At 73.3% G+C, this 22,288-nt stretch carries 16 protein-coding genes; 11 read left to right on the forward strand and 5 right to left on the reverse strand.

The genetic code is table 11. The features are described 5' to 3' along the window. Positions 1 to 279: 279 nt before the first annotated feature. Positions 280 to 2,241 (reverse strand): acyl-CoA dehydrogenase family protein, encoded by a 1,962-nt coding sequence (locus ACWGIG_RS04215; protein ID WP_453319961.1) that lies wholly within the window; start codon positions 2,239 to 2,241, stop codon positions 280 to 282. Between the two features lie 336 nt (positions 2,242 to 2,577). Between ACWGIG_RS04215 and ACWGIG_RS04220 the strand changes: the two genes are divergently transcribed. From ACWGIG_RS04220 to ACWGIG_RS04265, 10 genes are all read left to right on the forward strand, one after another. Continuing rightward, positions 2,578 to 3,264 carry a ScbR family autoregulator-binding transcription factor gene (locus tag ACWGIG_RS04220; RefSeq protein ID WP_453319986.1) on the forward strand — a complete coding sequence of 229 codons (687 nt, stop codon included), beginning with the start codon at positions 2,578 to 2,580 and terminating at the stop codon, positions 3,262 to 3,264. A gap of 170 nt (positions 3,265 to 3,434) precedes the next feature. Further along, positions 3,435 to 4,673 (forward strand): cytochrome P450 family protein, encoded by a 1,239-nt coding sequence (locus ACWGIG_RS04225; RefSeq protein WP_453319962.1) that lies wholly within the window; start codon positions 3,435 to 3,437, stop codon positions 4,671 to 4,673. A gap of 150 nt (positions 4,674 to 4,823) precedes the next feature. Next, complete coding sequence (locus ACWGIG_RS04230; protein ID WP_453319963.1) at positions 4,824 to 5,030, forward strand: acyl-CoA carboxylase subunit epsilon; 207 nt, start codon at positions 4,824 to 4,826, stop codon at positions 5,028 to 5,030. A gap of 229 nt (positions 5,031 to 5,259) precedes the next feature. Next, positions 5,260 to 5,862, forward strand: a complete 603-nt coding sequence (locus ACWGIG_RS04235; protein ID WP_453319964.1) for a ScbR family autoregulator-binding transcription factor — start codon at positions 5,260 to 5,262, stop codon at positions 5,860 to 5,862. Between the two features lie 305 nt (positions 5,863 to 6,167). After that, positions 6,168 to 6,998, forward strand: a complete 831-nt coding sequence (locus ACWGIG_RS04240; RefSeq protein ID WP_453319965.1) for an AfsR/SARP family transcriptional regulator — start codon at positions 6,168 to 6,170, stop codon at positions 6,996 to 6,998. Between the two features lie 180 nt (positions 6,999 to 7,178). Beyond that, positions 7,179 to 8,933, forward strand: coding sequence for an acyl-CoA dehydrogenase (locus ACWGIG_RS04245; RefSeq protein WP_453319966.1), 1,755 nt, complete (start codon positions 7,179 to 7,181; stop codon positions 8,931 to 8,933). Between the two features lie 118 nt (positions 8,934 to 9,051). Further along, entirely contained in the window at positions 9,052 to 9,864 is an 813-nt protein-coding gene (locus tag ACWGIG_RS04250) for a 4'-phosphopantetheinyl transferase family protein (RefSeq protein WP_453319967.1), read from the forward strand. Positions 9,865 to 10,295: 431 nt separating this feature from the next. Continuing rightward, positions 10,296 to 12,395 (forward strand): condensation domain-containing protein, encoded by a 2,100-nt coding sequence (locus ACWGIG_RS04255; protein ID WP_453319968.1) that lies wholly within the window; start codon positions 10,296 to 10,298, stop codon positions 12,393 to 12,395. 159 nt (positions 12,396 to 12,554) lie between these two features. Continuing rightward, positions 12,555 to 15,671, forward strand: a complete 3,117-nt coding sequence (locus ACWGIG_RS04260; RefSeq protein ID WP_453319969.1) for an acyltransferase domain-containing protein — start codon at positions 12,555 to 12,557, stop codon at positions 15,669 to 15,671. 51 nt (positions 15,672 to 15,722) lie between these two features. Then, positions 15,723 to 15,905, forward strand: coding sequence for a DUF5302 domain-containing protein (locus ACWGIG_RS04265; protein ID WP_453319970.1), 183 nt, complete (start codon positions 15,723 to 15,725; stop codon positions 15,903 to 15,905). Positions 15,906 to 15,957: 52 nt separating this feature from the next. Here ACWGIG_RS04265 and ACWGIG_RS04270 read toward each other — a convergent pair whose 3' ends face one another. The 3 genes from ACWGIG_RS04270 to abc-f form a co-directional block, all read right to left on the reverse strand. Next, the gene (locus ACWGIG_RS04270; RefSeq protein ID WP_453319971.1) at positions 15,958 to 16,620 is read right to left on the reverse strand and encodes a dTDP-4-dehydrorhamnose 3,5-epimerase family protein; all 663 of its coding nucleotides are present in this window, start codon (positions 16,618 to 16,620) and stop codon (positions 15,958 to 15,960) included. Positions 16,621 to 16,639: 19 nt separating this feature from the next. Next, the gene (locus ACWGIG_RS04275; RefSeq protein WP_453319972.1) at positions 16,640 to 17,416 is read right to left on the reverse strand and encodes a class I SAM-dependent methyltransferase; all 777 of its coding nucleotides are present in this window, start codon (positions 17,414 to 17,416) and stop codon (positions 16,640 to 16,642) included. A 248-nt stretch (positions 17,417 to 17,664) separates the two neighbouring features. Then, positions 17,665 to 19,389 (reverse strand): ribosomal protection-like ABC-F family protein, encoded by a 1,725-nt coding sequence (abc-f, locus tag ACWGIG_RS04280; RefSeq protein WP_453319973.1) that lies wholly within the window; start codon positions 19,387 to 19,389, stop codon positions 17,665 to 17,667. 700 nt (positions 19,390 to 20,089) lie between these two features. On the opposite strand from abc-f, the gene ACWGIG_RS04285 reads away from it, so the two are divergent. Then, positions 20,090 to 21,259, forward strand: a complete 1,170-nt coding sequence (locus ACWGIG_RS04285) for a macrolide family glycosyltransferase (RefSeq protein ID WP_453319974.1) — start codon at positions 20,090 to 20,092, stop codon at positions 21,257 to 21,259. 16 nt (positions 21,260 to 21,275) lie between these two features. Here the strand turns inward: ACWGIG_RS04285 and ACWGIG_RS04290 are convergent, their stop codons facing one another. After that, positions 21,276 to 22,253, reverse strand: coding sequence for an NAD-dependent epimerase/dehydratase family protein (locus ACWGIG_RS04290; RefSeq protein WP_453319975.1), 978 nt, complete (start codon positions 22,251 to 22,253; stop codon positions 21,276 to 21,278). Positions 22,254 to 22,288: the final 35 nt, after the last annotated feature.

Raw genomic sequence — 22,288 nt, forward strand, 5'->3', positions numbered from 1 at the left:
GAGTGATTACGCCGTAATCACTCCACCCCCGCCCACAGTCGTCTCCACAGCTACCGAAGCGACCCAAGCGACTCTGACCTCAGGTTGCCCCAAGGCAGGGCGAGCCAGGGCCTCCCGGCCGTGGGGCACGGGACGGGTGGGGGGGAGTGCGGAGGTGGGGGAGTGCAGGGGCGCGGGCAGTGTGGCCGCCCCCCTGCTGCGGGTGATTACGGCGTAATCACTTTCCGGGTGCTCCGGGTGCTCCGGGTGCTTCAGGCGCTTCAGGTGATTACGCCGTAATCACTCTGCGGCCCAGACGGGCGGAGCGTCCGGGAGGAAGCCGTAGCCGTTGTCCTGGAGCATCGGGAGGGCGTCCAGGAACTCGGGCGGCAGGTCGAACGCGTCGACGAGGGTCCCCATGTGGGGCGCGAGCTCCGAGGTGACCGTCTCGACCGCATCGGGCAGGGAGCGGACGTGGTCCGCGCTCAGGTGCCCCGCTGCGAGCAGATCGCCGGTGTGCTCGTCGAGCTGCTCCAGCAGGAACAACCGGCACACGTTCTCCAGCAGGGCGTGCGTCGCGGGGTCGGTGGCCCGGTCGACGGCGCGGAAGAAGGCGTCGGCCGCCTGTACGGTGGCGTGGATCTTGACCATCCGCAGTGCGGCGAACGAGGCCGAGTTCCAGCGGCCGAGCGGATCCCCCGCCGGGCCGCTCCGCAGCCCCGCACTGGCCCTGGCCCGCCACAGCTGTTCGGCATCGGCCAGCCTCCCGCGCAGGAAGCGCAGGTCCGTCAAGGGCTGTTCCTCCAGCGGGACCTCGCTCTCCTCGCGCTGCGCGGTGCCGGCCCTGAAGAGCATCTCGCTCGCGGCCTTCAGCCAGACGACCAGGTTGTCGCCCTCAGCGGTGATTGTCCCCTCGGTGTACTGCGGGAAGTCGGCGAGGCCGTTCACCGAGAACAGGGCCTGGGCACCGCACCGCTCCCGGCACTCGGTGGTGATGGTGCGCGCCTGCCAGGTGATCCAGCCCTTCATGACGGCCACTTCGCGCTCGACGGTCTCCCGCTCCTTGGGGGAGTCCACCGCGTCCCAGCGGTCGACCACCTCGCGGTGCGCGAAGGTCATGGCGTAGGAGGTGACCAGCGAGCTGAGAAGCCTGCCGTGGTGGCTGCGGTGGGCCTGCAACGGCACCCGCTCGCCGGCCTTGGCCCCGCTGATGTGGCGGTGCTGCGCGTAGCGCACGGCGATGGCGAGGGCGGCCCGTGAGGCGCCCACCGCGGCGCCGCTCATGCAGAGCTTCCCCGTGGTGACCCGGCAGATGGAGTGCAGGAAACGCTTGCGCCGGTTGCCCAGGACGCTGGTCAGCCTCCCCGCCTCGTCCAGCCGCCCGTGCGCGCCCTCCAGCAGGGCCTCGCGCCCCAGCCGGACCCGGTCGAAGGAGGTGAGGCAGTGGTCCACCGGAGCACCCGAACGGTAGGGCAGCAGACGGACGTTGACCCCCGGCAGCGCACCCTGCTCGTCGCTCAGCGGCACCAGGAAGAGGAAGACGCCCTCGTCCTGCCCTTCGACGAGGAGCCGCGCCGCCACGAGCGCGCTCTTCGGGCCGCCGACGGGGCTGGTGTTCGGCATGAACTTCTGGGCGCCCGCGGTGGGCGTGTGCAGGACGAAACCGTCGCACGCCGGGTCGTACTCGGCGACGGTCTCCAGCGCGCTCGCATCGTTACCGTGTTCGAGCTCGGTGCAGAGAAACGTTCCTGTGCGCCGCATGGAGGTGAAGTCGGACAGGTCGCGTCTCCCGCTGTCCTCGTGGTCGAGGAGGCTGCCGAGGAACAGGTTGTAGTGGATGCTGGCGACGGTGCACAGCCCTCCGCCGCCGTCCACGACCGCGGCCCACTCGTGCAGGCCTGCCAGCATCCGCGGGTCGCGGGCGAGGGTCTCCGGGCTGCCGATCAGGGAGTTGACCTCCCGCAGCCTTGCGTAGGCGAGCGCGGCGCGGTCGGCGGGGGAGAGCCCGTCGCGGTAGCGGAACGCCTCGTCCGAGATGAACGTGCGCCAGGTGCCGTGGACCCGCTCCCGCTCATCGCGGTCGAAGAGCAGATGGCTCAGCTCCCCTGCGGTCGCGCCAGCAGGGGAGGCCTGTGCCGAGGCGGGCGAGGTGCCGTGTCCGGGGACGTCCCGGAGGTCCGGGAACAGAGTCGTCCCGGAGGGGAGGGGCTGAGGGAGTCCGGAGGAAGCCAGCTGTTCCTGGTGGTACGCGAGCACGGTCATGTATTCCCCCACAGCGTCGTCACGAGCCAGTTGCAGCCCTGAAGATACGTACCACCCGGTTTTGTTTTCAAGAGCCTCAGAGCACCAAAATGAGGTTGGCACAAGGGGAACGGCAGATTCAGGGGCTGGATGCGGGTGCACATGCGGGGGGAACTTGCCCGAGCACAGGGCATTGAAAAACCGGCTGACTGGTTTTATTGTCCTCTCGCAGGTGAACCTTTGCCGAAACCACGCAGGTGGAGGCAGCAGCTGAGGAGGATGATCGAGATAAGATACGTACCGCCCGGTCTTTAAATATTCGGGCGGTCCATGGCAAGGCGTGGCGCGGAGGTAGTGGTGGCGAAGCAGGAGCGGGCAGTCCGGACGCGAGACGCGATTCTGGTCGGGGCGGCCGAGGTGTTCGACGAGGTCGGGTACGAGGCCGCGGCCATCTCCGAGATCCTCACCAGAGCCGGGGTGACCAAGGGAGCCCTCTACTTCCACTTCTCGTCCAAGAAGGAACTGGCCCAGGCGGTCCTCGCCAACCAGGTCTTCGCGGTCCCGGAGGTTCCCCGGCGCGAACTGATGCTCCAGCAGGGAGTGGACGAGTCGCTGGTGATCGCCCACATGCTCAGCACGGGCGACGCCATGGTGCGCGGCAGCGTGCGCCTCACCGTCGACCAGGGCTCGCGCGTCGACGGGCTGGACCGGCGGGTGCCGATGAGCGCGTGGATCGACCGCAACGCCACGATACTCACCGGCGCGCAGGAGAACGGGGAGCTTCTTCCCCAGGTGAACGTCGACTCCGCGGCGAAGCTGTTCACGGGCGGATTCACCGGGGTGCAGGTCCTCTCGAAGATCATGACGGACCACGCCGACCTGCCGGAACGCGTGGCCGACCTGCAGCGGCACCTCCTGTCGAGCGTCGCGCTGCCCGCGGTGCTCGTCCGGCTCGACATCTCGCCGGACCGGGCGGTGCGGGTGTACGAAGAGGCCGTCACGGCGCGTGCGGAGAAGGCGCTCGCGGCCGGGGTGAGCGGCTGACCCTCTGCGGGGGAGCGGTGCCCTGCGGAGGGGAGCGGTGTCGGGGACGGCGGAGCCGGGCGTCCCCGACACCGGAACCCAGTACGAGTCAGTACGAGCACGAAGGCGCGTACGAGCCAGTACGAGTACGACGTGCACGACAGCAGTGGACATCGACGCAGGGGTGGGAAATGACGGAGATAGCTGCATGCCCGTACGCGCTGGACGTCACCGGGCGCGACCTGGCCGGCGAAGCCACGATGTTGCGGGCCCAGGGGCCCGCGGTCAAAGTGACTCTGCCGGGAGGGGTGACGGCCTGGGCCGTCGTGGGCCAGCGGCAGGTCGAGCAGCTGCTGACCGACCCGCGGGTGTCCAAGGACGCGCGGCAGCACTGGCCGGACCTGCGGGAGGGGCGGATCACCCCGGACTGGCCGCTGTACGCCTGGGTGGCCAACGAGAACATGCTGTTCGCGTACGGCGAGCAGCATTCCAGGCTCCGGCGGCTGGTGGCGGGGGCCTTCACGGCACGCCGCTCCGAAGCCATGCGGCCCCGCGTCGAGGAGATCACCGCCGAACTGGCCGACCGGCTGGCCGCTCTGCCCGCCGACGTCCCCGTCGACCTGCGTGCGGAGTTCGCCGAACTGCTGCCCATGCGGGTGATCTGTGAGCTCTTCGGAGTTCCGCAGGGCGCCGCCACGAAGAGCCTGTGCACCGCTCTGCACACGGTGTTCAGCACCACGGTCTCGGCCGCGGAGATGGAAGCGGCGCGGATGGAGGCCTTCGGGCTGCTCGCCGCGCACGTGGAGGCCAAGCGCGCCGCACCGGGCGAGGACCTGACGTCGTTGCTGATCCAGGCACGGGACCAGGGGGACCGGCTCAGCGAGGCCGAACTCCTGGGCACCCTGTACCTGATGATCGCGGGCGGCCAGGACACCACGGCCGCGCTGATCACCAACGCCGTCGGCCGGCTGCTGTCCTGTCCCGAGCAGTACGCACACGTCCGGGAGTCCCGGGCCACCTGGGACGACGTGGCCGCCGAGACGATGCGGATGCACACGCCCGGGGCGTACTCGCCGATGCGTTTCGCCGTCGAGGACATCGACCTGGACGGCGTGCGCATCGCGCAGGGCGACCCCATCCTCGTCTCGTTCGCCGCCGGAGGGCTCGATCCGGAGCGCTACGGCGAGAACGCGGCCGAGTTCGACCTCCTGCGCACCGACCGCGACACCCTCGGGTACGGGCACGGCACCCACCGCTGCATGGGAGTTCCGCTGGCCAGGGTGGAAGCGACCTCCGCCCTCGCCTCCCTCTTCGCGAACTTCCCGGACCTCAAGCTCGCGTGCCCGCCGGACCGGCTTGAGCCCATGGCCACCTTCCTGATGAACGGTTACCGCGAGCTCCCGGTCCTGCTGGGGGCCCGGGCGCACTGACCGGGTGACCAGAGCTCCGCGGCCCGCGACCGGGTCGCGGAGCTTTTTCGTGGTCCGCCCCGGCCGGAGAGCTCCGGAGCGGTCCTCCACCGGAGTTGGAGCGGTTCTTGAGCGGTGTGGCGGACGGTGGCGGAAAGTGAGGAGGACTTCGTGGGCAGTGTGGAAAGCACCGGAGCAGTGGTCCGGGTGGAGCGTGGCGAGGCCAGCGAGGAGGAACTCGCCGCGGTGGTGGCGCTCTTCTCGCTGCTCGCCGCGCGGCGCGAGGAGAGCAGGGAACCGGCTCTGGAACGCCCGCGCGCGGGGTGGCGGCGGCCGGAGCGCGACGCCGTGTACCACGCCCCGTACAGCTGGAGATGAAGCCGTACGGCCGAAGTTGAGGTCGTACGGCGGGAGTTGAAGCCGTACGGCCGGGGCTGAGCGCGGGGGCGGGGGCGGGGGACCGGCGACGGTCGGCGACAAATGCCTCTCATGTCGGAGATAAATGCCGCTCTCATCTATAAACCGCGCGTGCGGTTTGTTAATTTGGTGATCAGGGCGCCCGTCCTCCGGCCGTGTCGCCCGTCGCCGAGATTCCAGGAGAGAGCAGATGGTCAAGCAGGAACGTGCGGTACGCACTCGGAGGGCCCTGATCGAGGCGGCGGCCGAGGTGTTCGCGGAGGAGGGGTACGTACCTGCCTCGCTGACCACGATCAGTGGACGCGCCGGAGTCAGCAACGGCGCGTTGCACTTCCACTTCAAGAACAAGCAGGCGCTCGCCCGGGCCGTCGAGGAGGAGGCCGCCCTGGTGGTGGCCCGGATCGTCGAGGGCGCGGGGGGCGACGGGGGCGGCGTGCTCCAGGAACTCGTCGACGCGTCGCACGGGCTGATGGACCGGCTCGCCCGGGACGTCGTGGTCCGGGCCGGCTTCGAGCTGGGCGGGGACAACATCGCCGGGGCGGGTTCCTGTCGCCGGGGCTGGCAGCGGTGGGTCGAGGAGGCGCTGACCCGCGCCGAGGGGGAGGGGTGTCTCGCGGAAGGGGTCTCGTCGGACGCCGCGGCCAGCACGATCGTCGCGGCCACCGTGGGCTTCGAGGTGCTCGGCGCCCGGGACCCCGACTGGTACGCGGAGCGCAGGATCGCCGGGTTCTGGGAGTTGTTGCTGCCCCGCCTGAGGGGAACGGGCCAGGAAGTAGACCGTACGGTCCGTTAATTTCCCGTATCGGCGTCAGATCCCGGTGTCCTGGTTCGGCGTGCCTCCTGATCCCCTCGGAGGTGCGCTGGGCTGCGCGGATACCCAATCCACCGTGCTGAAAAGGCACTTCGGGGTACCCCGCTCCTGTGGTGCGGCTGTAGGCAGAATCGAGCAGGGGTGTGGCACGGTAAGAAAACAGCGTGAGCGGTTTGGTATTGACAGACCGGACGGCCTGTTTTTAACTGGGATATGTACCGAGTACCGAGAGGTTCTTGACGAGGCCTCGGGTGACTGACGACTCAGGCACGAAGAGGGGAAACGGCGTGGACATCGAAGTATTGGGCCCGTTGGCCGTCAGGGAGAACGGGATCTCGGTGACGCCGACGGCCCCCAAGCCGCGACAGGTGCTCGCCCTGCTGGCCCTGCACGCCGACGAGGTCGTCCCGGTGGCCGCGCTCGTCGAGGAACTCTGGGGCGACCGGGCGCCGCGCAGTGCGCGCACGACCCTCCAGACGTACGTGCTGCAGCTCCGCGAGCTGATCTCGGTGGCCCTCACGCACGACCCGCAGGGCGCCGTGCCGCGCATCGCCAAGGACGTGCTCATGACCGCGCCCGGCGGCTATGTGCTGCACACCTCGGGCGGTGCCAGCGACGTCCGCGAGTTCGAGCGGCTCGCCGGAACGGGGTACCGGGCGATGGACGCCGGTGACTTCCCGCGCGCGGCACGCGAACTGAGCGCCGCCCTGGGCCTGTGGAACGGATCCGCGCTCGCCGACGTACAGGCGGGACCCCGGCTGGAGACGCAGACCCGGAGGCTGGAGGAGACCTGGCTCTGCGCGCTCGACCAGCGCATCGAGGCCGACCTGCGGCTCGGCAAGCACCGCGAACTGCTCGCCGAACTCACCGTGCTGGTCAGCCGCTACCGCACCCACGAGAATCTGCACGGCCAGTTCATGCTCGCCCTGCACCGCTCCGGACGCCGCAGCGAGGCGCTCGACGTCTACCAGCGGCTTCGCCAGACCCTGGTCCGCGAGCTCGGCCTCGAACCCTCCGCCGGACTGCGCAGGCTGCAGCGCTCGATCCTGATGGCCGGCCCCGAGCAGCCGCTGGACGCACCCGCCGCCGGTACGGAGCGGCTGAGCCGGGTGGGCTGACCGACCGGACCCGACCGGACCCGAGCGGACCCGACGACCCGAGCGGACCCGACGACCCGACCGGGCCCGAACGGCCTTGTGGGCCCGAACGCCTTGTGGGCCGCGGGAGTCGGCGGCCTTGCGGGGTCGGTGGATCGGCTCTCTGCCGACTCTCAAGCGAAGCCCGTCACTGTGTCCACCATGACCCTCAGCGCCGAAACCGTCGACACCCCGGGCTCCGGGCGCACCCGGCAGGCCGTCGGCGCGTCCGCCCGCGCGGTCCGTCTGGAGAAGCTGCTCGGCGACCCGTACGACCCGGCCAACCCGCACGGTCTCGGCACCCTGTTCGCCGCCGACGCCCGGCGCGAGGTACCCGCCGCGACCGAGACCCTCCTGGCCACCGAGGGGATCGGAGCCGAATTCGTCCCGGCCGCGTACGGCGGTCTGCTCACCCGCGCCGACGATCTCGCACGCGTCCTGCGCCCCGTCTTCCGGCGCGACCTCGCCCTCGGCTTCGGCCACGGCATCGTCTCGCTGTTCGCCGCAGGCGCCGTCTGGGCGGCCGGCAGCGAACGCCAGCGCCGGGACGTCGCCGACGTGCTGCTGACCGGCGGGCGGGCCGCGATCCTGCACCACGAACTCGCCCACGCGAACGCGATCCTGCGCCACGAGTTCACCGCTCGGGACGTCCCCGGCGGCTACCGGCTCGGCGGACGCAAGGACGTCATCATCAACGCGCGCCGCGCCGACCTCCAGGTCGTCTACGCCCGTACCGACGCCGCGCGAGGGCCGCACAGCCACTCCGTACTGCTGCTGGACCCCGCCCACCAGCGGCCCGCACACGTACGCCACCTGCCCCGGGTGGAGACCACGGGCATGCGGGGCGCGCTGTTCGGCGGACTGGAGTTCACCGACTGCCCCGTCCCCGCGGACGCCCTGGTCGGGGCGGGCGGCGAGGGGGTGTCCCTCGCCCTGCGCACCTTCCAGGTCAACCGCAGCCTGGTCTGCTCCGTCGCCACCGCCGCCACGGACACGGTGCTGCGCTCCGCCGTACGGGCCGCGACGAAGGACGCCGACGGTCCCGTTTCGCGGCGCCGGTGCAAACCGCTCGCGGGAGTCTTCGCCGAGCTGCTGGCCTGCGACAGCATGGCCACGACCGCCCTGCGGGCGCTGAGCCTGCTCCCGGCCGGCTCCCACCTCTTCGCGGCTGCCGTCAAGTACGTGGTGCCCGACCTGCTGCGCGAGCAGCTCGAAGAACTCGCCACCGTCCTCGGCGAACACGGTGACGACCACCGGTCGCCCGAGTACGGCGCACTCGGCAAACTCGCCCGGGACCTGCCGGTCGCCGGACTCGGGCACGCCGGCAGCGCCTCCTGCCAGTCCGTGCTCGTGCCCCAACTGCGCGGCCTGGCCCGGCGGTCCTGGTTCACCGAGGAGGAACCGCCGCCCGAACTCTTCCGCGGCGACGCACGACTTCCCCGGCTGGAGCACCGGTTGCTCGGCATCGCCGGGGGCGGCGACTTCATGGCCGCCTCGCTCACAGGCAGCGCGGGACGGCTCGCCGCGGCGCGCTCCGCGGGCGGCGACCTCTCCGTACTGGCCGCGCTCGCCGAGGGGTTCGCCACCGAACTGCGCGCCCTGCGGGAACGGTGCCGCAGCCTCCCGGACCCCGGAGCGGCCCTCGCCGACCCTGCCGTCGCCGTCCTCGCCGACCGCTACTGCCACGTCGTCGGGGCCGCCGCCGTCCTGGGGACCTGGGAGCACCAGGACGGCACCGACCCGTTCCTCAGCGACCCCGCCTGGGCGGTCCTCGCCCTCACCAGGCTCGGCGGCCGGCTCGGCATCCCGGTGCCCGAGCTGCCCGCGGGCTGCCAGGAAAGAGTCCTGGAGGAGGCACTGCGCCGCTACCGGGACGGCCGCAGCTACGACCTCGACGCGGTCGGCCTCGCGGGGTGACCCACAGCTCCGGCCCATCCCTCTCCGGCCCATCCCTCTCCGGCCCAACCCCTCCCCGACCCACCTCTGCGGCCCACCCTGCCGGCACGTTCGCGGCACCCCACGGAAGGCAGCGACCTTGACGAACATCCGGTTGCCCGGCGCGGAGCGCATCGGTACGCCGGTCCACGTCAGCGGACCGGAAGCCCCCTGGCACCGCGTACGGCAGTCCATGGACCGCCACGGAAACGCCGTCGTCCACACCACCTGGGGCGAGTGGCTCACCACCGCGATCGCCGACCCCTCGCTGCGCCCCCTGCTGGGCCGCGACTGGCAGCGCTACCGGCGCACCACCGACCCCACCATCCGCTACCGCTTCGTCGCCTCCAGGCTCGCCACCAAGTACACCGCCGCAGCCGCCCTGCACGTCGACCCGGCCGAGATCGATCTCGCGTACCGGACCGGCGGACGGCCCTACCTGCGCGGCCTCGACCAGATCGACGTCAGTCTGACCCACACCGACGACCTGATCGCCGTCGGCATCAGCCGCGACGGCCGCATCGGGGTCGACGCCGAGCCCGCCCAGCGGCGCATGCCCTACGACCTGATGCACGGTCATGTGCTCACCGCCGCCGAGCGCACCGACCTCGGCGGCCTCCCCGAGCCCGAACGCAGCGCCCGGATGCTGCGGCTGTGGACCCTGAAGGAGGCCTACACCAAGGCGCTCGGCCAGGGACTGCGGCTCGGATTCACCGAGTTCGGCTTCGGCACGGCCGACGAGGGCCCCGCCACCCAAGCCCCTTGGTCCTTCGCCACCCACCTCGTCCTGGGCGACCGCTTCCTCCTCAGCGTCGCCCGCCACGACGCGGGCCTGGACAGCTCGTCCGACACCGCGGCCCGCACCATGTTCGACGAGGGCTTCATGGGAGCCGTCGCCGAACTCGTCGACTGACCGGCCGGGCCGTCCCCGTGCCCGCACCCCGCCCGGTCCTGCGACGCCGGGTCCTGCGACGTCCGCCCGCTACTGCAACGCCCGGTACTACAAGGGGCTTCCGGCCGCTCTGGAGCCCTGGTCGAGGAACCGGGCCCCCGGCCGCACACCTGGCTACCGTACGAAAACGGTGGGTGCGTACGTGAGGACGAGGAGGTCGTCATGGCGAAGCCCGACGCTGCCCCTCACCCGTACCACCGGCCCCGCGGGCCGGGGCTCCACCCCCCTGCCGCCCCGGCCCGCCCCCACCTCGGCCGCCTTTCCCGCGGTATTCCCCGACCGCCGTGTCAGCACCGCGTCAGGTCCGCGTGGGCGGGCCTTCGCATACTCGTTCCGCGTTCGCAGAGGAGGGAGGGCAGGGGTTTTCGCCGTGTGCACAGCGGTGGCCGTGCGTGGACACGCACGCAGGTACGCGGATGCGCGCGCCCCGGACGACGATGACCGCCTTTCACGCCCCGCACACCCCTGACGACGGCCCCGACGAGCCGCTGACCGTCGTCGTCGACCTCGGCGGCAAGGCCCAAGACGCCCTGCCGGCCGTGGAGTTGCACGGGCCGATGGACACCGACCGGCTGGAGTCGGCCCTCGACCGCGTCGACCGGGCGGCCCACCGGCCGGCCGGGGAACCGCGGTGGCGCCACCGCGTCGAACGGTCCGGCCCCCGCTGGCACACGCTGCGGCTCTCCCTCGCGGACGGCCCCGGGGTCCCCGTCGACTTCCCCGCCGGGCTGCTCGCCGACCTGCTCACCCACACCCCGTCCGCCGCACCGGACGGGCGCAGGCTGCTGCCGACCCCGTTGCAGCGCGAACTGATCGCCCACCCCTTCACCGCCCGCCACAGCGAACAGTTCGCCTTCGCCTGGAGCGGGCCGCTCGACCTCGACCGGTTCACCGCCGCCTGGCAGTCCGTCTTCGACCACGAGAGCGTGCTGCGCACCACCTTCGAGGACGGCCCCGAGCCGTACCTCGTCCAGCACGACCGGATCGCACCCGAGGTCGTACCCCTCTCGTACGCCACCACCGACTGGCACACGGTCGTCGAGGCGGACCGCCGCCGCGGGCTCGACCCGCGCGGCCGGGGCCCGCTGCGCATCACCGTCCTGAGCGGCGGACCGGCCGGCGCCGCCGCCGAACCCGCCCGCGTCCTGCTCACCTTCCACCACGCCCTGCTGGACGGCCGCAGCCTGCGGATCCTGCTGCAGGAGTTCTACCGCGCCTACCTCGCGGACGGCCGTCTGCCCGGCGGTGAACGCCGCCCGGACCTCGGCGACTACCTGCGCTGGCTCGCGGACCGGAACACCGCCCCCGCCCAGGAGTTCTGGGACGGCGCGGACCTCGACCCCGGCGCGGACCCGCTCGCCACCGCCACCGGGTCGGGCGTCGGATACGCCCGCACCCGGCTCACCGTCGCGCAGACCGAACGGCTCGGCACCTGGGCGGCCGACCTGGGCAGCCCCGAGAGCAGCGTCCTGCACGCGGTGTGGGCGCTGCTGCTGTACCGGGCCAGGGGCTGCGAGGGCCGGGCCCGGGTCCGCTTCCACACCACCGTCTCCGGACGCGGCATCCCCTTCGACGGCGTCGAATCCCTGCCCGCCCCGCTGCGCAGCCCCCTGCCGGTCACCGTCGACGTCGACCCGCACGCCACCGTGCCCGTGTTCCTGGGCGCGCTGCGCGACCGGGCCCTGGAGCGGTCCGCCTACGAATGGGTGTCGGCGGGTCAGGTACGTTCCTGGTCCGGGCTGCGCGGCACGGCGTCGGCCGGCAGCCTGCTCGTCTTCGAGGACCTGCCGCGCGAGGCCGAGGCCCTCACCCGGCTCCTCGCCGAGCAGGGCGTGTCCGTCGGCGCCGCCGAGACCCTCGGCGCCCGCACCGCGTTCCCCTTCACCCTCGTCGCCCACCACCACGACGACGGCGCCCTCGCGCTCACCGCATCCTACGACCGCACCCGCCTGGGCGACGCCGGTCAACTCCTTTCGCACACCGCCCAGTTACTGCGGCGCATCCCGGCCGAGGCGGACCGCTCCACGACCGTCGGCGACCTCGTCGCACTGCTCGCCGACCTCCCCCAGGAACCACGGGCCGAGCCCCCTCGCGCCGTCGCCCGCCCGTACTCCGACGACGCCACCGCGCCCCCGCTCGTCGTACTGCGCCCGGCCACCCGCTCCGGTGCGGGCACCGTCTGCCTGGTCCAGACGCCCGCCACGCCCCGCTCCCTGCACACCTCGCTCGTCAGGGCCTACCGGGGCCCCGAGGCGATCGCCCTGCTGCGCCCGGCCCAGGTGTCCCGGCTGCGGGACGCCGTGCTGCGCGTGCTGGGCGAAGGACCGGTCGTGCTCGGCGGCTTCTCGGGCGCGGGCGTCGTCGGGTACGAAGTCGCGCGTGCGGTCGCGGCCTTCGGCGCCCGCGCCCCGCAGCTGGTGCTCACTGCCGCGGAGACCCCCGCCACCGATTTCGCGCGCACCCTCCAGGACACGGCACGGCGCGCCCGGTAGCGGCCGGCCGGCGTTGCCAGGGAAGGCACGGCCAGGGGCGGGCGCGGCCCGGCGTTGCTCCAGCAGGTCTCCAGAGGGGGGCGGGAACCTGGAACGCCCGCGGCACACGCGGTCCGCCCGCTCTGCCGATCCGCTGCGACGAACCCCAAGGAAGTGCAGATGGGCACTGCCCAGGTGACCAGCGACACCGCCACCCTCCGACGGACCGCCGGGGACACGGCCGCGCGGGCGGGCGCCCACGAGCCGGTCGCGATCGTCGGCATCGGCTGCCGGCTGCCGGGCGGCATCGAGACCCCCGGAGCACTGTGGCAGGGCCTGCGCGACGCCTCCGCCCACCGGGGCGGCCTCCTCGACGACATCGCCGGTTTCGACGCGGACCTGTTCCGCATCCCGCCCGCCGAGGCCCGCCGGATGGACCCCCGCCAGCGCATCGCCCTGGAGACCGCGTGGGCCGCGCTGGAGGACGCGCGCATCGTCCACGACGAGCTTGCGGGCAGCCGTACCGGCGTGTTCCTGGGCACCACGGCGCGGGGCCACGACGACGCGGCGCTCCCCGCCCGGATCGCCCGCACCCTCGGGCTGGCGGGGCCCGCCTCCGCCGTTCCCGCGGCCTGCGGCTCCTCGCTCACCGCCGCCCACCTCGCCGTGCGCGCCCTGCGCGAGGGGGAGGCGGACCTGGCGCTCGCGGGCGGCGTCGACGTGCTGCGCAGCCCGCGCACCACGCCGGGCGCAGGCCGGGCCGGGGACGTACGCGGCGGCTCGGGCCGGGCCGGGGACGTACGCGGCGAGGGCTGCGGTGTCCTCGTGCTGCGCCGCCTGTCGGACGCGCTCACCGCCGGGGACCGCGTCTATGCGGTCATCCGCGGCAGCGCCGTCGCCGTAGCTGTCACCGACTCTGACGCCACCGCCACCGCCACGGCCACCGCCTCCGCCACTGTCACTGTCACGGCCACCGCCGACGACGTCCGGGACGGGCCGACGGACACCGGCTCGTACGGGCAGGAGCCCGTCGAGGGCGTCGTCGCTCTGCTGAGGGCCGCGCTCGCCCTGCACCACGGCGAGGGCCGCCGCCGCGCGGGTGTCGGCGGCTTCGGCCCCGGCGGCGTCCCCACCCGACTCGCCCTGGAGGAAGCCCCGTACCGGCGCAGGCTGTTCGTGCCGCTCGCCGCCGACAGCGCACAGGGCCTGCGCGCGGCCACCGACGCGCTCACCGAGCGGATCCGCACGGGCGGCGCCTGGTACGTGCCCGAACTCCTCGGCCGCGCCACGGGCACGCACCGGGTCGTCGCCGCCGTCGCCCACCCCGGCGAACTGGCCGACGCACTGCGCACGCACGTCGCCGCCCGAGCCCAGGACCCCGCCGACCGGCCGGACGCGCTCGCCTTCTGCTTCTGCGGACCGGGCCCGCAGTGGCTCGACGCGAGCCGTGACCTGCTGGGCGAACCCGCCTTCCGGGCCGCCCTCGACGAGTGCGACCTGGCCCTGCGGCCGTTCACCGGGCGGTCGGTCACCGAGGAACTCCTCGCGGACCGGGCCGAGTTGCGCCCGGAGCGCCCCGGCGGCGACCTGCCCGTCCTGTTCGCCCTCCAGACGGCCGTCGCCCGCACCCTGAGCGCCTGGGGCGTCGAGCCCGCCGTCGTCCTCGGGCGGAGCACCGGCGAGGTGGCCGCCGCGGTCTTCGCGGGCGCGCTGCCGCTCGCCGAGGGCGCCCGTCTGGTCGCCACCTGGTCCCGGCTCGTCGCCGAACGCGCCGACGCCGGGGACGCGCGGCAGACGGGGGACGCCGGGGAACGGGATCCGGCACCCGAGCTGGCACGCCGCCTGGGCGCGCTGCGCACCCGTACGGCTACGGTGCCCTTCTGGTCGGCAGTCACCGGCGGGTACACCGACGGCAGCGACCTCGGCGCCGCGTACTGGGCCCGCGCGCTGTGCGCCCCCTCGCCCGCACCCGGGACCGCGGCCCCGCGCGCGCCCGGCGGCGGACGTGGTCTGCGCATCCTCTCGATCACTCCGTACCCCGGGTCCTGCCCCACACCGCGACCCGGCCCCGACGGTGACCGGCCGCACGTCCTGAGTACGGGCCGCCGGGGCCGGGGCGCCCGCCGGGCCCTGGAGGACGTGGCCGCCGCGCTGTGGTGCGACGGGTTCGACGTGAACTGGGGTGCCGTCACCGGCCGTCGCCGGCACCGCGGCGGACCTGCCCCCGTCGCCCTCACCGTCTCTGGCCGCACCGCGCGGGCGCGCGCCGAGAACGCGGGGCGGCTCGCCCGCCACCTGGACGGCACACCCGACGCGGGCCTCCTCGACGTGGCGTACACCGCCGCCCGGCACCGCCCCCACCTGGAGCACCGGGCCAGTGTCGTGGCCGAGTCGTCCGCGGAGGCGGCGGAGGCACTGCGCGCCCTCGCGGCCGGCCGTGACCATCCGGGACTCGTCGCGGGGACCCTGGCCGCGCGGACGGGCCTCGCGGTGCTGTTCCCCGGCGAGGGAAGCCGCCGCATCGGCATGGGGCGGGAGCTGTACGCGGCGTTCCCCGGGTTCCGGCGGGCGCTCGACGAGGTGTGCGCCGCGCTCGATCCGCATCTGCCGCTGCCGCTGGTGGCGGTGCTGTTCGGTGCGGCGGACGGGCCCGACGCGGCGCTGGTCCGGGAGGCGCGGTTCGCGCAGCCCGCGCTGTTCGCCGTCGAGGTGGCGTCGTACCGGCTGTGGGAGTCGTGGGGAGTGGTGCCGGCCGCGGTGGCCGGTCTCGGGGTGGGCGAGGTGGCGGCGGCGCATGTGGCGGGGGTGCTGGATCTCGCGGACGCGGCACGGCTGGTGGCCGCGCGGGGCCGGCTGACGCACCCGGACGCGGTGCCCGGCGAGTTCGGGCAGGCCGCGGCGGAGTGCGTGTTCGGTGTGCCGTCGATGACGTGGGTGTCGACGGTGACGGGGCGTACCGTCTCGGCCGGTGAGGCGGCGGACCCGGGGTACTGGGTGCGCCAGGCGGGCGACGCGGTGCGGTTCGTGGACGCGCTGCGCACGTTGGAACGCTCGGGAGCGGGCCGGTACGTGGAGTGCGGACCGGGCGTGGAGGCGGGTGAAGTGCGGTTCCTGACACGGGCGTTGGGCGCACTGCACGTGGCGGGGCAGGACATCGCCTGGGAGCGGGTGCTCGCCGCGGGCGTCCCGGTCGACCTGCCGGCCTACGCCTTCCAGCGCGAGCACCACGGCTTCGGCCCCGACGGTCCCGTCCGGGCCCCCGGTGAATTTCGAGTGAGGCTCCAGCACCACCCGTGAAGGTGGGGGGTGCGGCTGTGCCGCGAACATTTCCTACGGCTGGGAGGCCCTATGACTGAAACTCCGCAGAACCACAGCGCCGAGGCAGAGGTACGCGCGAAGTTCAAGGAGGCGCTGGAGCGCAAGGCCCGGGTCTCACAAGCCGCGCAGGCGCACGAAGAGGGACGCAGCAAGGTCAGGAACATGAGCGGTCCCGCCGGCCAGAAGCGACGCTTCCGCCGCAAGTCCGGCTGACCGTCGGTCCCTTCGGGAGAGGCCGCGCCGCCCTGCCCCCGGGCACCCCGTCCTAGGACAGCCCGTCCTGGTACGCCCCGCCCCCGGGCGCCGCGGCCTCCAGCGCGAGGCAGGTCTCGTAGTCGGGCAGGACGCCCGACTCCAGCGCCCGGGCCAGCGTGGGAGCCACGAGGTCGCGCTCCGCCAGGATCGGTTCGACGCCGTCGAGCGTGACCGGCAGGGCGAGCGCCGGATCCAGCGGGGAGAGCGCGAGCTCGTGCTCCGCCACGTACGGCCCGGACATCTGGTACACCATCGCGGTGTCGTCCTCCAGAGCGACGAACGCATGGCCCACGCCGACCGGCAGATACGTGGACCGGAAGTGCTCCTGGTCGAGCCGGACGGTGTCCCACCGGCCGAAGGTGGGCGACCCCACCCGGAGGTCCACGACGAAGTCGAGCGCCCGGCCCCGCGCGCAGTAGACGTGCTTGGCCATGCCGGGCGGCGTCGCGGTGAAGTGCACTCCGCGCACCACACCACGGCGCGAGAGGCTCTGCCCGGTCTGGAAGAACGGGAAGGCGTGTCCGGTCGCCCGGGCGAACACCGGTTGCTGATACGTCGTCACGAACAGGCCGCGGTGGTCGGGGAACACCTTCGGGGTGAACTCGAAGGCGCCCTCGACGGCGAGCTCCCGGACGGTCGTGGGCGCTTGTGCGCCGGTCTGCCGAGTCGTCATCACAGCGGCCCCGGTCCGCTCACTCGCCCCACTTGAGGTAGATGACCGGCGGCTCGCGGCCCGGCAGCTGGCGCAGGGGTGCGCAGTCGAGGCCGAAGACCTCCTGCAGCGCCGTGGTCTCGCCCGGCCACTTGGGGTGGGCCAGTTCGTCGAACGCCAGGATGCTGCCCCTGGTCAGGTGCGGCCGGATCGCCTGGAGGAGTTCCTTGGTCGGCTGGTAGAGGTCCAGGTCGAAGTAGGCCATGGCGATGACCGTCTCCGGGTTGTCCTTCAGATATTGCGGCACGGTCTCGCGCACGTCGCCCTGGACGACGAAGGAGCGCTGGGTGTGCCCGTACGGCTCGGTGGCCTCGTGGGCGGCCAGGACCTCGCGCAGGTGCTCGACCTCGTCCTCGGGCACCGCGAAGCGCCCGGCGACGGCGCTGGTGCTGACCTTGTCGACGTCCTTGATGTCGTCGGGGAAGCCGGTGAAGGTGTCGAAGCCGATGATGCGGCGCAGCGAGTTGTACGGCTCGTAGATGCTGCGCAGCGCCGTGAGCGTGGCCAGGTGACGGCCGTGCAGCACGCCGAACTCCATGATGACGCCCGGGACTTCGGGCAGCATGCGGTAGAGCGCGTCCATGGAGAGCAGGTCGGCGAGCTGGTGGCGGCGCAGGTAGACGGGCAGGTTGTCGATCAGGTACTCGGGCGGGATGGGGCTGTCGACGAGGAGCTTCGTGAGCCGCTCACGCGCGTCGCGTTCCTGGTCCGACTCGTGGGGAACGATGCGCGGGTCGGTGAATCCGTCGGTGGCCATGGGGGGCGTTCCTTTCGCCGGTGGGTCGAAGAAGCCGGAGCGCTGTCACGCAGTGGGGGGATGCGCCGGTGCGCCGGACCGGGTCGCCCGGCCGGGCCGGCGCGGACGGGCGGTGGTCCGGCTGCGGCGGGGGCGGTCGCAGAGGGCCGGCGGTGCCGCGGGGCGCCGCCGGCCTCTCCCCGTACGGGTTCCCCCTGGGGCGATCACCGCGGGATCGTCTCACGGGGCGTGGGGGCGCAACAGCGTGATCAGCCGAGGATGGAGCCGTTCTCCAGGCGCACTGAGCGTCCGTTGAACCGCCTTTCGAGCATGCGGTCGTGGGAGACGGCGACCAGCGTTCCCGGGTAGTGCGACAGGGCCTCCTCCAGGTCCTCCACCAGCGCGGGTGACAGGTGGTTCGTCGGCTCGTCGAGCACCAGCAGGTCGACGGGGTCGTGCAGGAGCCGGGCGAGGGCGAGCCTCCTGCGCTGGCCCACGGAGAGCCGGCCGACCGGGGTGGCCAGGTCCGAGGGCCGGAAGAGCCCCAGGCCCAGGAGCGCCCCGCGGTGCGACTGCGGGTCGTCGACAAGGCCCGCGCGGAACGCGTCCAGGAGGCTGGTCCCGGGGTCGGTGACCGGAGTCTCCTGCGGCAGCCAGCCGGTGCGTGCCGGACGGGTGCTCGTGCCCCGGGCCGGTTCCAGGTCGCCGACCAGCACCCGCAGCAGGGTGCTCTTGCCCGCCCCGTTGGGGCCGGTGATCAGGACGCGCTCGCCGGGACGCACCTCGAACTCCGGTACGTGCAGCCGGTCCGCGACGTCGACCCGGTGCAGGGCGGCGACGACCGGGGCGCCCGTGGGGTCGCCGCCCTTGATGCGGGGCGCGAAGCGCATCGGTTTCGGCGTCCGGGGGACCGGGTTCTCCTCCAGCCGGCGCAGCCGCTCCTTGGCGTTGCGCACGCGGGCGGAGATCTGCTTCTCCACACTGCGCTGGTGACGGCCGTTCGTCCGGTCGGTGTTGCGCCGCGGCCCGGCGGCCAGGTGGTCCGCCGCGGTGCGCGTCAGCTCGCGCTGGCGGCCCAGGTCGTCCTTCCACTCCTGGTGCTGCTGCTCCAGGCGCAGCCGCAGGGCCTCCTTGGCCTTCAGGTAGCCCGCGTAGCCGCCGCCGTGCCGGTGGACCGTCTGCCGGTCGGCGTCCACGTCCCACAGCGCCGTGCACACCCGCTCCAGGAAGACACGGTCGTGGGAGACGACCAGGAGGCTGCCGCGGTGGGAGCGCAGATGCTCCTCCAGCCATTCCAGGGCCTCCCGGTCCAGGTGGTTGGTCGGCTCGTCGAGGAGCATCAGCTGAGGTGCGGCGGCGAGCACGCAGGCCAGGCCGAGCCGGGCCTGCTCGCCGCCGGACAGTTCGGCGAGGCGCCGGCCGGGGTCCACGGACGCCAGGCCCAGGCCGTGCATGGCGGCCTGCACCCGGGCGTCGGCCGCGTAGCCGTCCCGGGCCTCGAACGCCTCCGTGAGGTCGCCGTACTCCTCCAGCAGGGCCGCCAGCCGCTCGCCATCCGCCTCGGCCATGGCCGTCTCGCAGCGCCGCAACCCGCGTTCCAGCGCGCGCAGTTCGGCGAGGGCGTGATCGATGGCGTCGCGCACCGTGTCGTCGGGCGTGAGGTCGGGGGTCTGCGGCAGATAGCCGACGCCGCCCGGCGCACGTACCCGCACCCGGCCCTCGTCGGGCTTGTCCAGCGAGGCGAGCAGGCGCAGCAGGGTGGACTTGCCCGAGCCGTTCTCCCCGATGACGCCGATGCGCTCGCCCAGGGTCACGGACTGGTGCACCCCGTCCAGCAGGCGACGGGTGCCGCGGCTGTGCACGATGTCGTCCAGGACCACCTGGAAGCCGCCGGGCGCGGCCGTGCCCGCTTCCGACAGCGGTTCTTCGAGGAGCGAAGTGCCGGACAGGGAGCTGTTGTGGGCGGGAGCAGTGGAAGGAGAAGAGTGATGCATGATTCGCACGCCGTTTCGTCAGGAGGCCAGCACATGTCGACCGAGGGGGCCTACTGCTCGAACGGGCGCCGGAAACGGGCATGACCGCACGGCCCAGGACAGAGACTGTCGTGAGAGGCCGGTGCGGTGCTTGAACGGCGGAAGAACGTGCCGCTTGTGCAAAGCGGTACGTGCCGTGCCCGCGGCACCCGGAGCTGCCCCGGGGCGGGCGTCAGAAGAAGTAGATGCCGGTGGTGGCGAAAGAGGGAATCACGACGCAGGAGTCTAGCGGAAACAGCCGGTGAAAGGGTGGTGATCTGGGGGCGGAACCGGCCAAGTGTCAATGGTTTTCGGCTGTTGTGGGTGGGGCGGCCGTCGACGGCGGGGGAGCGGGCGGGCCCGCCGGGAGGCCGCCGCGGGCGGGCCGGTGCGGCGGGCGGCACCTGCGAAAACGATCAGTGACGCGGTACGCGCCGCCGGCCCCGCACCCGGGCCCGGCGTCGGCGGCCGGCCGGTGCGCGCACTTCTCCGGGCACGGCGGGTGTGGTTAGTGTCTGCGGCATACACGTTCCCCGGGGCTGCGGCCGGCCGGGCCGCGGCGTCCCCGCCGCCACTCTCCCGCCTCTCCCGCCCCAGCTCTCCGCCCCACCAACTCTCGACCCCCCCTCTCCGTCCCCACTCTCCCGTCGACATGCCGCAGCAGCGAAAAGAGTCAGTGCTTATGTCCCGTCGTCACATCGCGATGATCGGCAACCCCATCGTCAGCCACGTCCTGCCCGGTCTCGCGGTCATCCGCGAACTCGTCGCGCGGGGACACCGGGTGACCTACGCGGACGCCCCGAACGTCGCCGACCTCGTCACCCCCACCGGCGCCGAGTTCGTCCCCTGGACCACCACCCTGCCCGTCGTCACCAACGACTGGCCGCAGGACGCGATCTCGGCGATGACCCTCTTCCTCGACGACGCGATCCAGGCGCTTCCCCAACTGCGCGCCCACTACGACGAGGACCCCGCCGACCTCTACCTCTACGACATCGGGTCCTACGCGGGCCGCGCGCTCGCCGAGGGGCAGAACCGGCCGTTCGTACAGCTCTCTCCGACGTACGTGTCGTGGGAGGGCTACCAGCAGGAGGTCGGCGACGTGCTGATGCAGCTGCCGGGCGCCGACGCGTACCGGCGGAAGTTCACCGACTGGCTCGCCGGGTGCGGGGCGAAGACGCTGGACGTGGACACCTTCAGCGGCATGCCCGACGGGACCATCGCGATGATCACCAAGGCGATGCAGCCCAACGCCGACCGGGTGAACACCGACGTGGTGACCTTCGTCGGCCCCTGCCTCGACGACCGCACCGACCAGGGGGGCTGGACCCGGCCGCCCGGCGCCGAGAAGGTGCTGCTGGTCTCCCTCGGCTCCGCGTACACCCTCCAGCCGGAGTTCTACCGCCAGTGCCTGGCGGCCTTCGGCGACCTGGACGGCTGGCACGTGGTCCTGCAGATCGGCAGGACCACCGACGCCGAGGAGCTGGGGGAGATCCCGGCCAACGTCGAGGTGCACCACTGGGTGCCGCAGCTGGCGATCCTGGAGCAGGCCGACGCCTTCGTCACCCACGCCGGGATGGGCGGGAGCAGCGAGGGCCTCTACACGGGCGTGCCGATGATCGCCGTACCGCAGGGCGCCGAGCAGTTCGCCAACGCCGACCAGCTCGTCAAACTCGGCGTGGCCCGGCGGATCGACACGGCCGACGCCGACGCCGACACCCTGCGCACGGCGCTGCTGGAGCACACCGCCGACCCGGAGGTCCGCCGCCGTTCGGACGAACTCCGCGCCGAACTGCTGGCGGAGGGCGGCACCCGGCGGGCCGTCGACCTCATCGAGGCCGCCCTCGGCTGAACCGACGGCGGCCCCCTCAGCCCGCCGTCGCCCCCTGCCGGGCGGCGGCGGACACGACGTCGTCGACGGCCCGGCGCAGCGGAACCCCGGGCCGCCACCCCGTCACCTCCCGGAACTCCGACGAGTCGACGTCGAGGTCGCGGAAGTCGCCGGTCTCGGCGTAGCCCGGGGGGTCCACCGACAGCACCGGGACGGGCGGCCGGCCGGTGTGGCGGGCCGCGCTCGCGGCGATGGTCCTGAACAGGTCGCCGAGCGACACGACGTGCCCGCCCACCGCACAGGCACGGCCGTCGAGTTCCGTCGCGTGGTCGAGCGCTACGGCGAAGGCGCGGGCCGCGTCGGCCACGTCGAGGAACTCGCGCCGCAGGGTGCCGTCGTGCCACAGGGTGAGGGTCTCGCCGCGCAGCGCCCGGCGGGCCATCGAGGGGGTCACGCCCGCGTCGCTGCCGACGGTGGTGGGCAGCCGGAGCGCGACGCCGCGGACGGCGCCCCGTGCCGCGGCGTCGAGCAGGTGCCGCTCCGCGGCTGCCTTCTGCCGGGCGTAGGCGCTGCGCCCCGGGCGGTCGTCCGCCGCCTGGTTGCTGCTGGCCAGCACGACGGCCGGCCGCGGACCCCCGCCGGGCACCGCCGCGCACCGCGCGACCACCTCGCGCACCAGGTCCACGTTGACCCGCTCCGCCTCCGGGTCCCGCGCCGCCGAGCGCCATGCGCCCTCACCCGCCGTACGGACGACCAGGTGGAGCACCGCGTCGGCGCCGCGGACCGCGTCGGCGACGGCGCCCTCGTCGGTGAGGTCCGCCAGCACCTTCTCGACGACCGCCGGGCCGCCGTCCGGCACGGTGAACGGGCGGCGGGCCACCGCGCGCAGCCGTACGGGACGCCGGGAGAGCTCCCGCAGGACGGCGCGGCCGATGTACCCGGAGGCGCCCAGGACGACGACCAGGGGGCGGCGGGACGCGGCGGGACGCGTGCCGGGGGAAGGGGGTCCTGCCATTGCTGTTGCCTCATTCCGTGGCGTGCTGCCACCTC

Source organism: Streptomyces sp. NPDC054863 (assembly GCF_053610825.1).